This window comes from Streptomyces sp. NPDC034049 (assembly GCF_055575575.1).
The window spans coordinates 389,212-402,121 of the sequence record NZ_JBVISJ010000005.1 but is presented as its reverse complement, the minus strand read 5'-3'; the positions used below and the strand labels follow the sequence as shown (position 1 = coordinate 402,121).

Here is a 12,910-nt window from a genome sequence, read left to right as displayed (position 1 = left end):
GCGGGGCGGTGGTGGGCCGTGGGGCGGTGGTGAGGGTGCGCTCGGTCGAGGGGACGGCGGGCATGGCCCGATCCTAGCGAATGCTGTCCCTTCGGCCACTCGTCCGGAATGCGCGCAGGTCGGAAGCTTGACGTCATGCCCCAGACAGCCGACGACGCGGCCGAGTCCCGCCCTGCCGCCGAGTCCCGCCCCACCGCCACGGGCGGGTCCGCCGCCGCCACGGGCGGGTCCGCCGCCGTCACGGGCGGGTCCGGCGCCGGTCCCCGTGTCGGACGTGGCGGTCTTCGTCCCCGCCGCCGTCGGGGCCGTGTCCACCGTGCCTGGTTCGTCGCCGCCGTCACCTTCGTCACGATCATCGGCGCGGCGGCCTTCCGTTCGCTGCCGGGCCTGCTGATCGATCCGCTGCACGTGGAATTCGACTGGTCGCGCGGCACGATCGCGTCGGCGGTCTCGATCAACCTGGCGCTGTACGGACTGACCGCCCCCTTCGCCGCCGCCCTGATGGACCGCTTCGGCATCCGCCGGGTCGTCGCGGTGGCGCTGACGGTGATCGCGGCCGGGGCCGGTGCGACGGTGTGGATGACGTCGGCCTGGCAGCTGATGCTCTGCTGGGGTCTGCTGGTGGGGCTGGGGTCCGGTTCGATGGCGCTGGCGTTCGCGGCGACCGTCACCGACCGCTGGTTCACCGAACGGCGTGGTCTGGTCTCGGGCATCCTGACCGCGGCCTCGGCGTCCGGGCAGCTGATCTTCCTGCCGCTGCTGTCGTGGATCGTCTCCGAGCGCGGCTGGCGGCCCGCCTCCGTCACCGTGGCGCTCGCCGCGCTGGCCGTCGTGCCCTTCGTCTGGCTGCTGCTGCGCGACCATCCGGCGGACGTGGGGCTGAAGCCGTACGGGGCGCGGGAGTTCGTACCGAAGCCGGGGCCGGTGCAGGGGGCGGCGCGGCGGGCGGTGAGGGTGCTGTTCTCGGCGATGCGGACAGGGCCGTTCTGGCTGCTGGCCGGTACGTTCGCGATCTGCGGCGCCTCGACCAACGGCCTGATCCAGACCCACTTCGTGCCCGCCGCCCACGACCACGGCATGCCGATCACGGCGGCGGCCTCGCTGCTGGCGGTCATCGGGGTCTTCGACGTCCTCGGCACGATCGCCTCGGGCTGGTTCACGGACCGCTTCGACTCACGGCGGCTGCTGGCGGTGTACTACGCGTTCCGCGGTGTCTCGCTGCTCTTCCTCCCGATGCTGCTGGCGCCGGCGGTCCATCTGCCGATGATCTTCTTCATCGTCTTCTACGGCCTCGACTGGGTCGCCACCGTCCCGCCCACCATGGCGCTGTGCCGCGAGCACTACGGCGAGGACAGCGCCATCGTCTTCGGCTGGGTCCTGGCGTCCCACCAGGTCGGCGCCGCCCTCGTCGCCTTCCTCGGCGGCCTCGCCCGCGACATCTTCGGCAGGTACGACATCGTCTGGTACGCCTCGGGCGCGCTGTGCGCGGCGGCGGCGCTGATGGCGCTGGTGATACGGCGACGCCCGGTGGGGAGGGTGGGGGTGGCGGTGGGGGTCTGAGGTGCGGGGCGTGGAGGGGGGCGCTTCAGCTTGTGCGGTCGAGTGGCTCGAACCCGACGTGCAGACGCATGCCGAAGGCGACGGCGAACCGCTTGAGGAGGGGGAGCGCCGGGCATCGTCCCGCCCGACTCGAACCGCGCCACGGCCGGTTGCAGCATCCCCGCCCTCTGCGACCTCAGACCCTGAGCTCCGCGAAGCGGCCCCGATGGAACAGCAGTGGTGGTGTCGTTTCGGTGTCGGTGCCCAGTGCCTCCACGCGGCCCACCACGATCAGGTGGTCGCCGCCGGGGTGGACGGCGTGGATCGTGCAGTCGATCCACGCGGGGGCTCCGGTGAGGCGCGGGGAGCCCGTCGCGGGGGCCGGGGTGTGGGCCACGCCGGCGAACTTGTCCGCACCGCTCACCGCGAACCGTCGGCACAACTCGCCCTGGTCCGCGCCGAGTACGTTCACGCAGAACACACCCGCGCGGGCGATCCGGGGCCAGGTCGTCGACGTACGGCCGACCATGAAGACCACGAGCGGCGGGTCCAGGGAGAGCGCGGAGAACGACTGGCAGGCGAAGCCGGCGGGGGGCGGGACCGCCGGGGTGCCCGATCCCGACAGGGTTTCCGCCGCTCCCGGGGTTGCCGCGGCTCCCGGGGCCGTGATCACCGTGACCCCCGTCGCGAAGTTGCCCAGTACGCGACGGAACTCGGCCTGGTCGACCGGTGCCCGTTCGTGCTCGCCGACACAGCGCAGGTCGGGGCGGGGCAGGGCGTCGACGACCGGTGGCACGTTCGTCGTCCCACGGCCCCTGTCCGCCGGGGCTGCTCTCAGATAGCGGACGGCGGCGGCCGCCATTCCCGCGTGTCCCATCACGTGAGTCATTAGAACTGACGGCCCGTCAGAAGTGAAGGCTCGCGCCGAGCCTCTTCTCGCTCGTCAGCGGCCCTCGTAGCGGGGGTCCCGCCGCTCCACGAAGCTCGCCACGCCCTCCTGGGCGTCGGCCGTCGTCATGTTGATCTCCTGCGCGGTGGCCTCGGCGGTGAAGGCGGTGGCGCGGTCGGTGTCGAGGGAGGTGTTGACCAGGTGTTTGGTCAGGGCGATGGCGCGGGTGGGGCCGGCGGCGAGGCGTTCGGCCCACTCGCGGGCCGTCTTCTCCAGGTCCTGGGCGGGGACGACACGGTTCACGAGGCCGAGGCGATGCGCGTCGGCGGCGGTCAGGGCGTCGCCGAAGAACATCAGCTCCTTCGCCCGCTGGGGTCCGACGAGGCGGGGGAGGAGGTACGCGCCGCCCCCGTCGGGGACGAGGCCGCGCCGTACGAACACCTCGATGAAACGGGCCTCTTCGGCCGCGAGGACGAGGTCGCAGGCGAGGGCGAGGTGCGCGCCGAGGCCGGCGGCCGTGCCGTTCACCGCCGCGATCACCGGCTTCTCGCAGTCCAGGACGGCCGAGATGAGCCGCTGGGCGCCGAGGCGGATCATCCGCGCCACGTCACCGGCCACCCGCGCCACGTCGCCGGGCACCTGCTCCCCACCGCCCGTCGCTGAGCCCCGTAGGTCCGCGCCCGCGCAGAATCCGCGGCCCGTGGCCGTGATCACCACCGCGCGCACGGTGGGGTCGGCGGAGGCCTCGGAGAGGAGGTGGATAAGGCGTTCTCGCTGGTCGGGGGCGATGGCGTTCATCGCCTCGGGGCGGTTGAGGGTGATCCACGAGACGGCGTTGTCAGTGGCGTGCCGTATCAATGAGTCACGGGATTTTTCGGGATGTTCAAGGGGGGAAGCGGACATGTGGGTGCTCCGATTCTTACGGGGAGTGATGGTTCTCCTGGTCGTGGGGGGTGCCTTCCGCGCGCGTCGGCGCTCAGCGGCACACCGTCAGCGCGTCCAGGGCCACCGCCCCCTGCCCCCTCGGCAGCACCATCAGCGGGTTGATGTCCAGCTCCGCTATCTGGTCCCCGAGTTCGAGTGCCATGCGCTGCACGCGGAGCACGACCTCCACGAGGGCGTCCACGTCGGCCGGGGGAGCCCCGCGCACCCCGTCCAGCAGGGCCCGCCCGCGCAGCTCGGCGAGCATGGCGTGGGCCTGGTCCTCGCCGAAGGGCGGCACGCGTACGGCCGAGTCGCGGAGCACCTCCACGAGGACCCCGCCGAGGCCCACCGTGACCGTCGGCCCGAAGAGGTCGTCGTGGGTCACGCCCACGACCATCTCCACGCCCCGCTCGACCATCTGGCACACCAGCACCCCGTCGAGGGAGACGTCTTCGTAGCGGGCGATGTCGGTGAGTTCGCGATAGGCGTCGCGGATCTGGCTCGCGGAGGTCAGGCCGATCTTCACCAGGCCGAGCTCCGTCTTGTGGGCGATGCTCGCGCCGGACGCCTTCATCACCACCGGATAGCCGACGAGGCTCGCCGCGCGTACGGCCGCCGCCGCGCTGGTCACCAACTGCTCGCGCGGCACGCGGATGCCGTACGCGCGCAGCAGCTGCTTGGCCGCGTGCTCGCTCAGCTGCTGTCCCGGCCGCATCAGTGCCTGCGCCTTGCGGAAGGAGGGCGAGGGGGAGCGGGGCGCCTCGTCGAAGGGGGAGCGGTAGGCGGCGGTGAAGCGGGAGTGGTCGAGGTGGGCGCGGACGGCGGTGATGCAGTTGGCGAAGGTGCGGAAGGTCGCCACCCTGGACGACCCGAGCAGCGTCTCGCGGTACGCGGCCTCGGTGCCCACCGGCGACCCCCACACCACGCACACCAGCTTGTCCGTCCGCTCCGCCGCGGCCACCAGGTCCTGGGCGAGCTTGTCGCTCATCGGAGGGAAGGGGCCGGTGATGGGACAGATCAGCACCCCCACGGCGGGGTCGTCGAGGATCGCGTCGAGGATGCGGGGCCCGCGCCAGTCGCCCACGGGATGGCCCCCGTTGTCGACGGGGTTGGCCACGCTCAGATAGTCGGGGATCCACTGGTGCAGCTCGGCCTGCTTGGCCTCGGAGAGCGTGGGGAGGGGCAGTCCGGCCTCGGTGGCCAGGTCCGCGAAGTGCGCGCCCGTGCCGCCCGAGATCGAATACACGACGACGCCTTCGGGCCGCGGTACGGCCGTCCTGGGTACGGTCGTCGCCGGTACGGCGGGCCCAGGCACGGCCCTCGTCGTGCGTCGGGCCCGTGCCAACAGGGTGGCCGTGTCCTGGAGTTCGTCGAGCCCGTCGACGCGGATCACTCCGTACTGCCGCATCGCCGCGTCGACCACCGCGTCCGCGCCGGTGAGCTTGCCGGTGTGGGAGGCGGCGGTGCGGGCGCCGGTCTCGGTGCGGCCGACCTTGACGGCGACGACGGGGACACCGCGCCGGGCGGCCCGGTCGGCGGCGAGGAGGAAGGCGCGGCCGTCCTTGAGGCCCTCGACGTAGGCGGCGATGGCGCCCACCTCGGGGCGCTCGGCGAAGTAGGAGATGAAGTCGGCGGTCTCCAGGTCGGCCTCGTTGCCGGTGGGGGCCCAGTGGGAGAGGCGGATGCCGAGTTCCTGGAGGGAGAAGACGGGGCGGCCCTGGTGGCCGGACTGGGTGATGAGCGCGATGGCCGGCCCGTCGAGGTCCTCCCTGAACCGCTCGAAGGCGTTGAGGTTGGTGTTGGGGCCGAGCAGCCGCAGCCCGCCGGCTCGGGCCACGGCGGCGGCCAGCCGCTCCTGGGCGGCGGCGCCCTCCGCGCCGGTCTCGGCGAAGCCGGAGGCGAAGGCGACGGCGAACTTCACCTTGGCCTCGGCCAGTTCGCCGATCACGGGAAGGGGGTCGGAGAGGAGCAGTACGGCGAGGTCGACCGGTTCGGGCAGGGCGGCGACGGAAGGGGCGCAGGGGATGCCGAAGACCGACTCCCGGGTGGGGTGCACGGGGTGGAGCCGGGCGCCGACGCGTTCGGACCAGGCGAGCAGTTGCCGGGTGATCCCGGTGTTGGGCCGGCCCTCCGTGTCCGAGGCGCCGACGACGGCGACGGCCTCCGGGCGGAAGAAACGGTCCAGGTCGGGGACGTCGGCGTGCAGCGGGCGTCCGCTGACGTCCAGGTCGCCGGCCTCGGCGGGCCTGCCGTGCACGGCCTGCGCGGGGTGCTCCCCGCACGCGATGGCCCGGGCCCGGCGGGAGTCGGTGGTGAGGGTGCCGTGGGTTGATCCAAGCATCGGTCCGCCCGCTCCTGTGTGACAGCCAATTCAGTGACGTGGTGACGTTCACGTACCTGACGACACGTCAGATTTCAGGTTACTGAACTGACGCTGCGTCAGGAATGGGTGTGCGAGCAAAGTTACGCGGCAGTAAGGAGGTTGTACCCACGCGGGGCGGAGGCCAGACCTGTGACCGGATGCGTCCATGGGCGATGTCCATGGGGGATGATCCGGTGGTGGGGAGGTGGTCACCGTCCGGGTCCCGGAAGGAGCGTGGGGCGGCCGGCGGTGTGAGGTGGTGACCGGCGGGCGGTCAGCGCTCCGTGCGGATGCGTACCGTGATCGCGTCGAGCGTGGCGACCCCGCCGGTCTTCGCGACCGCCTTGGCGATCTTCTCGGCGTCGAGGGCGAGTTCGCGGAGCATGCCGCTGATGGGGTTGGTGAAGCCGGTGAAGTACAGGCCGGGCGCGCTCGCGGGGGTGCGTGCGCCGCGGACGACGGGCTTTCCGCGGTCGTCGAGCACGTCGAGGTGTCCGACGAGTCTTTCCAGGCCGCGCCGGTAGCCGGTGGCGGCGATCAGGGCGTCCGCCGCGACACGGGTGCCGTCGCCGAGGACGACCTTGCCGTCCTCGAACCCCTCGACCGGGCCGACGATCTCGACCTGCCCCTTGCGTACGGCGTCGATGAGGCCGACGTCCTGTACGGGGACGGAGCCCTCGTGCACACGGGAGTAGAGGCCGGTGTCGGGGCGGGCCAGGCCGTGCGCCGAGAGGTCGGGCACGCTGAGTTTCGCCATCGGCTTGGCGAGCCGGTCCACGAGGGCGACCGGCAGCCGCCGTACGAGGACGCCCGTGTACTGGGCCGCCCACCCGGCGGTCGACCGGCGCACGATGTGCGGGGCCGTCCGCACTGCGAGCCGTACGTGCGCCGCCCCGCCCTCCGCGAGGTCGACGGCGATCTCGGCGCCGGTGTTGCCGATGCCGACGACGAGGACGTCCCGGCCGGCGTAGGACTTCGGGTTGCGGTACTCGGCGGCGTGCACCAGCTCGCCCTCGAACGAGTCGCGGCCGGGCCAGTCGGGGATGTGGGGCGTGTGGTTGTAGCCGGTGGCGACGACCACCGCGCCGCCGGTCAGCTCGCGGCCGCCGGTGGCGTGCAGCAGCCAGCCGGTGCCGTCCGGGCCGCGCTCGACCCGGGACACCTCGACGCCCGTCACGATCTCCAGCTGGTGCACCTCGGCGTACTTCTCCAGGTACCGCACCACGTCGTCCCGCGACACCCACCGGCCGAAGCGGCGCGGCATGGGCAGGCCGGGCAGCGCCGACAGCCGCCGGGTGGTGTGCAGGTGCAGCCGGTCGTAGTGCCGCCGCCAGGACGAGCCGACCGCGTCCGACTTCTCCAGCACCACGGCCCGCACCCCCCGCGCCCGCAGCGCGTGCGCGACGGCCAGCCCACCGGGTCCGCCGCCGATCACATAGACGGGGTGGTCGGAGGACGCAGAGGTCGCGGGCCCTGCGGATGCACTGGAATCGGCCATGTGCCTGAGCGTATTCACCCGCTCACTTGTTGGGTCTCGGTCAAGCCCGGAATTGGTTGCGGATTGATCACGGGTGTAGGAGGGGTGGGTGGGGTCTGTGGCGTAGGTCTCCTGGTATGTGGACGGGAGGTGGCGGCGCATGCGGCTCACGCGCCCCGCGTCGTGAGGCCCCGCCGTGGTCCGTCCTGCTAGTAAGGAGTACAGTCCTTAGGGGTACAGTCCTAAGGACTGGAGGGAGGCCTCGTGAGGCGTACGGCACGGTTGGTCAAACCTCCGCACGTGTTCGACCGCGCGCCCGAGTGGGAGGCGCTCGTCGCTTTCGTGGAACGGCCCTTGCCGCAGGCCATGCTCGGTGTCGTCAGCGGTCGCCGCCGGATGGGGAAGACGTATCTGCTGAGGGCCTTGGTCGAGCAGTACGGGGGCTTCTACTTCGGTGCCACGGCGGGCACCGCCACCGAGTCGCTGCGGCAGTTCGGTGCCGCCCTGGCCGAGCACGTGGGCTCTCCGGCGCCCTTCTCCTTCGCGACCTGGGACGACGCCATCTCCTCTCTCTTCGGCATCGCCTCTTTGGACGGGAGGGGAGCGGGCGAGAAGACCTCGCGTCTCGTCGTCATCGACGAGTTCCCCTACCTGGCGAAGGTCGCCCCCGAACTCCCCTCCCTCATCCAGCGCGAGATCGATCGCCATCAGACAGGGGAAAGCCGTATGCGGCTCCTCCTCTGTGGTTCGGCGATGTCTGTGATGGGCGGGCTGCTGGCGAGCACGGCCCCCCTGCGGGGCCGGGCCCAGCTCGAACTCGTCGTGCGGCCCTTCGGCTACCGGCCCGCCGCGGAGTTCTGGGGCGTCGCCGATGAACCCGCCCTCGCGGCCCGACTGCACGCCGTCGTCGGCGGTACGCCCGCGTACCGCCGCCAGTTCCTGGCGGACGACGTCCCCGAGAACCTGCCGGCGTTCGATGACTGGATCTGCCGTACGGTCCTCTCGCCGTTCAGTCCGCTCTTCCGGGAAGCGCGTTACCTGCTCGCAGAGGAGGCTGACATCCGAGACACGGCCCTGTACCACTCCGTCCTGGCGGCTGTGGCGCAGGGCAACACGACGCGCGGCGGGATCGCCAGTTACATCGGCCGGAAGGCCGTCGACATCTCGCACCCGCTCAACGTCCTCGAGGACAGTCACCTCCTGGTTCGTGAGGCCGATGTCTTCCGGGCGGGCAAGTCGCAGTACCGCATCGTCGAACCATTGATCAACTTCTACGAAGCGGTCATGCGTCCTGCCTGGGCCCGGCTGGAGAGCGGTCAGGCCGCAGAGGTGTGGGGGCAGGCGGCCGAGCGTTTTGCGGCACAGGTGGCCGGACCGCATTTCGAGGCCGTGTGCCGTGAGTATGTGATCGGGCCGGGACGCTCGTTGCTCGGTAGGTCGCTGGGTGAGGTCGGCAGCGGCATCGTGACCGACTCGGCTGAACGCCGGCAGCTACAGGTGGATGTGGCGGTCGTCGAGCCGGGTTCCGGGGGGCAGCGGCCGTCGGTTGCCCTCCTGGGAGAAGCGAAGTGGGGCACCGTGCTGGGTGTCGGCCATCTGGAGCGACTGAGCCGGGCCCGCGAACTGCTGACGGGCCGGGGGTTCGACACGGCCCACTGCGGGCTGGCGTTCTTCAGCGCCGCGGGATTCAGCGACTCGCTGCGCGCTGCGGCGGAGCGAGGTGGCCTCCTGCTCGTCGGTCTCGACGAGTTGTACGGGCGGGCCATGCCGGTCGGGTTCGTGCCCTGAGGCGTAGGGGGACGCCACCTCGCAGGCGCAGGCGCGGTCACGGGTTCTGTCGGCCGGTCCGTGTCTCTTGCGCATTCCTCTCCCTTCCATTGAACTGACGTACCGTCAGAAACCCGTGTGAGTGCGCGCGGAAGGGCGATGTCCATGGAGACGATCTGGCTCAGCGGTGCCGAATGGGTGGCCGTGCTGCGTATCGGGCTCGGGCTGTGGTGGCTGGAGAGCTGGCGGCACAAGGACAAGAGGGCCTGGTTCGAGGAGGGGGCCGGCATCGCCTGGGCGGCCGGGGTCGCGGAGAAGCACCGGTGGGCGGCGGTGCGCGGGGGGTTCGACGTGGTGGTCAGGCCGCGGCAGCGGGCCATGGCCCATGTCGTCGTCTACGCCGAACTCGCCCTCGGCCTGGGGCTGATCCTCGGGTTCCTCACCCCGATCGCGCTCGTCGGCGGGCTGGTGCTCAACCTCCTCTATCTCGTGCTGATGATCCACGACTGGGCCGAGCAGGGGCAGAACTCGATGATGGCGCTCATCTCGGTGGTGGCGCTGTTCGGGACGTCCTGGCAGACGTGGTCCGTCGACAGCGCGTTGGGGTTGTTCTGACGGCAGCGGGGGCCGCAGCGAGAGCGGGAGCGGGGGCGCCTTGGGAGGGCTCGGTGGTGGGGGGAGGCTGGTGGTGGCGACGGTGACGGGTGGTGACGGTGTGCGGTTCGATCAGCCGGAGGTCGACGGTCTCAGTCGTACGTACTGGGACGCCGCGGCGGACGGGCGGCTGCTGCTGCGGCGTTGCGGGGCGGCGGGATGCGGGCGCGCCCATCACTATCCGCGCGAGTTCTGCCCGTACTGCTGGAGCGAGGACGTGCGATGGGAGGAGGCCTCCGGACGCGCCGTGCTCTACACCTGGTCCGTCGTCCACCGTAACGACCTGCCGCCCTTCGGGGAGCGGACGCCGTACGTCCCCGCCGTGGTCGACCTCGTCGAGGGGCCCCGGATGATGACCGAGGTCGTGGAGGGGGAGGAGGGCGGCGGGGAACTGCGCGCGGGGACAGGGCTCCAGGTCGCCTTCCGGGAGAGCGGGGGGTTCGTGGTGCCCGTATTTCGCGTGCGGGCGTGAGGGGCCGCGCGTTTCAATGGGGGCGTGAGCCGTACTGATGAGCGATCCTCCGGCCCGTTCCCCGACCCTCCCGACCCGTCCTCCGCCGAGCCACAGGGGTACGGGCTGCGGCTGTGCTCCTGGGACGCCGAGTCCGACGCCGATGTCGAGGCGTGGCTGCGGGGGCGTACCGATCCCGACTTCCGGCGGTGGAACACGCCCCTGGTGTGGGACGAGACCTTCGAGGGCGCCAGGCAGTCGCTGCGCCGGCGGGCCGAGTCCGACGCGGAGGGCACGACCGTGGCCTTCCGGATCACGGACGCGGAGAGCGGAGCGACCCTCGGGCAGGTCGGGCTGAGCGGGATCGACGCGTTCATGCGCAGGGCCGTCATCGGCTACTGGGTGCTGCCCGAGGCCCGTGGCCGCCGGGTCGCCACCCGGGCCCTCGACCTCGCCGCCCGCTGGACCTTCACCGAACTCGGCATCCACCGGCTCGAACTCGACCACGTCGTCGGCCATGCCGCGTCCTGCCGTATCGCCGAGCTGTGCGGGTTCCGGTTCGAGGGGCTGATGCGCGGGGCGGCGTTCGACGAGGGACGCCAGGACGCGTTCCGCGACGCCCACCTGCACGCCCGCCTCGCCACGGACCCGGCCCCAGCCCCGGCCCCGGCCCCAGCCCCGGCCCCGGCCCCGGACCCGGAGGGAATTCTTCGATGAGCGCGGACGACAGGGAGCAGTACGAGACCGTCGACGAGCGAGACGCGTACGAGGTCGTCGAGGATCCCGACGGGTACTTCGGGGAGGACGTGGCCGCGCACTACGACGACGGCTCCGGGGACCCCTTCGACGACGTGTTCGGCCCGGCGGCCGTGGACCCCGTCGTCGACCTGATCGCCGGTCTCGCGGGTGGGCCCGGCGGGGACGCGCGGGCGCTGGAGTTCGGCGTCGGCACCGGGCGGATCGCGCTGCCGCTCGCCCGGCGGGGCGTGCCCGTGCACGGCATCGACATGTCGCGGGCCATGGTCCGGCGGCTGCGGGCCAAGCCGGGCGGCGAGGACATCGGGGTCACCATCGGGGACTTCGCGACGACCCGGGTCGAGGGCCCCGGCTTCACGGTCGCCTACCTGGTCTTCAACACGATCAACAACCTGCTCACGCAGGACGCCCAGGTGGACTGCTTCCGCAACGCCGCCGCGCACCTCGTGCCCGGCGGCCGTTTCGTGATCGAGGTCGGGGTGCCGGACCTGCGCAGGCTGCCGCCGGGGCAGAGCGCGGTGCCGTTCCGGGTCGGGCCGACCCGGCTGGGGTTCGACACGTACGACGTCGCGACGCAGGGCATGCGGTCGCACCACATGACGGTCGTCGACGGGCGGACGGTGTACCGGACGATTCCGTTCCGGTACGTCTGGCCGGCCGAGCTGGATCTGATGGCCCGGCTCGCCGGGATGCGGCTGCGGGACCGGTGGGCGGGGTGGAAGGGGGAGCCCTTCACCCACGACAGCACCGCGCATGTGTCCGTGTGGGAGAAGGTCTGAGGCCGAGGGAGGCACAGGGCAAGGTCAGGGCCAGAGCAGCGCCTTCGCCCAACCAGCGCCCTCCCGGCGGTAGTCCAGGCGTACGTGTCGGCGCCGCGCGTCGCCCTGGAAGAACTCCACCTCGTCCGGCTCCACGACGTACGCCGTCCAGGAGGGCACGGGCACGTCCGGTTCCCGCTCGGCCCGTGCCCAGGCGGCCTCCGAGGCGCGCTCCAACTCCTCGTACGAGGAAAGGACTTCGCTCTGGTGTCCCACGAGCGCGGCGGCCAGCGCACCCGTCGAGCGGGCGTGCAGGTCGGCGTGGGCGACCTCGGCGGGCTCGACCGTGACACGGCCCCGCACCCGTACCTGGCGGCCGAGGAGGGGCCAGTAGAAGCCGAGGGAGGCGTACGGGCGGTGCGCGAGCTGTCGGCCCTTGCGGCTTCCGGCGTGGGAGGCGAAGTGCCAGCCACGCGCGTCCACGTCGTGCAGCATCACCGTACGGATGTCCGGGCGCCCCTCCGCGTCCGCCGTGGCCAGCGACATTGTGTGCGGCTCCACCTGCCCGGCCGCCACGGCCTCGCCGAACCAGGTGGCGAACAGCGGCACCGGCTCGGCCGGGGCCGTGGCCGGGTCGAACAGCGGCAGCGCGCTGACCTGCGGATCCCAGACGCGCAGCCCGCGCAGCGTCTGGACGAGGCCGGACGGCTGGGAGGGGGTGGGGGAGGGGTCGGGGGAGGGCGTGGTGTGGGGCCGGGGTCGGGCCTCGGATCCGGGCCGGGAAGGGGGATCGATCATGGGTGGGACGGTCTCACACCGTGCCCAGGTCGGACGAGACCCACCGCTCGGGCCGCATGCGGACGACGACCTGGTCGCCGTGGTTCGAGGAGGCGAACTCCATGTAGCCGTCGACCTTCTCGGGCGGGAGGTAGCGGGTGGAGATCTCCCGGAGGTCGTCGAGGGTGGCCGGGGCCGTGTCGGTGACGGGGCCCTCGACGGAGACGTAGCGGATCGTGGGTTCCAGCCGGTCGATCATCAGGGTGAAGCGTCCGGCGGCCTGGATCAGCTGGTTCTTGCGGGAGTCCCGGCCGGTCATGACCCAGATGTCGCCGCCGGGCTCGTACTGGTACCAGATCGGCACCGTCAGCGGGGCCCGCCCCTCTCCCGCGTCCACCGCCAACGCGGCCACGTGCACCTCGGCCAGAAACTCCTCGCGCTCCTTGCGGGACAGTGCCATGCCACTTCCTCCGGGATGCCTCGGGGCGTCTTCGCCTGCGAGTCGGTTCAGCGCACCGGCCCCGTTCCCTATTCCGGACCACGCACCTTCCGGCCT

At 72.0% G+C, this 12,910-nt stretch carries 12 protein-coding genes; 6 read left to right on the top strand and 6 right to left on the bottom strand.

Annotated elements, in window-relative coordinates; genetic code table 11:
* Positions 1-135: 135 nt before the first annotated feature.
* Positions 136-1,560 carry an MFS transporter gene (locus ACZ52C_RS17965; RefSeq protein WP_469075621.1) on the top strand — a complete coding sequence of 475 codons (1,425 nt, stop codon included), beginning with the start codon at positions 136-138 and terminating at the stop codon, positions 1,558-1,560.
* Between the two features lie 175 nt (positions 1,561-1,735).
* Here the strand turns inward: ACZ52C_RS17965 and ACZ52C_RS17960 are convergent, their stop codons facing one another.
* From ACZ52C_RS17960 to ACZ52C_RS17945, 4 genes are all read right to left on the bottom strand, one after another.
* A complete protein-coding gene (locus tag ACZ52C_RS17960; RefSeq protein WP_469075620.1) occupies positions 1,736-2,416 on the bottom strand; it encodes a flavin reductase family protein in 681 nt (226 codons plus the stop codon).
* A 66-nt stretch (positions 2,417-2,482) separates the two neighbouring features.
* Positions 2,483-3,331 carry an enoyl-CoA hydratase/isomerase family protein gene (locus ACZ52C_RS17955; RefSeq protein ID WP_469075619.1) on the bottom strand — a complete coding sequence of 283 codons (849 nt, stop codon included), beginning with the start codon at positions 3,329-3,331 and terminating at the stop codon, positions 2,483-2,485.
* Positions 3,332-3,404: 73 nt separating this feature from the next.
* A complete protein-coding gene (locus ACZ52C_RS17950) occupies positions 3,405-5,693 on the bottom strand; it encodes an acetate--CoA ligase family protein (protein ID WP_469075618.1) in 2,289 nt (762 codons plus the stop codon).
* A gap of 295 nt (positions 5,694-5,988) precedes the next feature.
* Positions 5,989-7,212: a flavin-containing monooxygenase gene (locus ACZ52C_RS17945; RefSeq protein ID WP_469075617.1), complete on the bottom strand. Its 1,224-nt coding sequence runs from the start codon at positions 7,210-7,212 to the stop codon at positions 5,989-5,991.
* Between the two features lie 279 nt (positions 7,213-7,491).
* Here ACZ52C_RS17945 and ACZ52C_RS17940 point away from each other — a divergent pair, with 279 nt between their 5' ends.
* The 5 genes from ACZ52C_RS17940 (at position 7,492) to ACZ52C_RS17920 (ending at position 11,598) form a co-directional block, all read left to right on the top strand.
* Positions 7,492-8,979, top strand: coding sequence for an AAA family ATPase (locus ACZ52C_RS17940; RefSeq protein WP_469075616.1), 1,488 nt, complete (start codon positions 7,492-7,494; stop codon positions 8,977-8,979).
* A 144-nt stretch (positions 8,980-9,123) separates the two neighbouring features.
* Complete coding sequence (locus ACZ52C_RS17935; RefSeq protein ID WP_469075766.1) at positions 9,124-9,573, top strand: DoxX family protein; 450 nt, start codon at positions 9,124-9,126, stop codon at positions 9,571-9,573.
* A 73-nt stretch (positions 9,574-9,646) separates the two neighbouring features.
* The gene (locus ACZ52C_RS17930; RefSeq protein ID WP_469075615.1) at positions 9,647-10,084 is read left to right on the top strand and encodes a Zn-ribbon domain-containing OB-fold protein; all 438 of its coding nucleotides are present in this window, start codon (positions 9,647-9,649) and stop codon (positions 10,082-10,084) included.
* Between the two features lie 24 nt (positions 10,085-10,108).
* Positions 10,109-10,780, top strand: a complete 672-nt coding sequence (locus ACZ52C_RS17925) for a GNAT family N-acetyltransferase (RefSeq protein ID WP_469075614.1) — start codon at positions 10,109-10,111, stop codon at positions 10,778-10,780.
* Positions 10,777-11,598, top strand: coding sequence for a class I SAM-dependent DNA methyltransferase (locus ACZ52C_RS17920; protein ID WP_469075613.1), 822 nt, complete (start codon positions 10,777-10,779; stop codon positions 11,596-11,598). Before ACZ52C_RS17925 ends, ACZ52C_RS17920 begins: the two co-directional genes overlap by 4 nt.
* 24 nt (positions 11,599-11,622) lie before the next feature.
* Here ACZ52C_RS17920 and ACZ52C_RS17915 read toward each other — a convergent pair whose 3' ends face one another.
* Both ACZ52C_RS17915 and ACZ52C_RS17910 read right to left on the bottom strand, forming a co-directional pair.
* Positions 11,623-12,375, bottom strand: coding sequence for a pyridoxine/pyridoxamine 5'-phosphate oxidase (locus ACZ52C_RS17915; RefSeq protein WP_469075612.1), 753 nt, complete (start codon positions 12,373-12,375; stop codon positions 11,623-11,625).
* A 13-nt stretch (positions 12,376-12,388) separates the two neighbouring features.
* A complete protein-coding gene (locus ACZ52C_RS17910; protein ID WP_469075611.1) occupies positions 12,389-12,814 on the bottom strand; it encodes a pyridoxamine 5'-phosphate oxidase family protein in 426 nt (141 codons plus the stop codon).
* Positions 12,815-12,910: the final 96 nt, after the last annotated feature.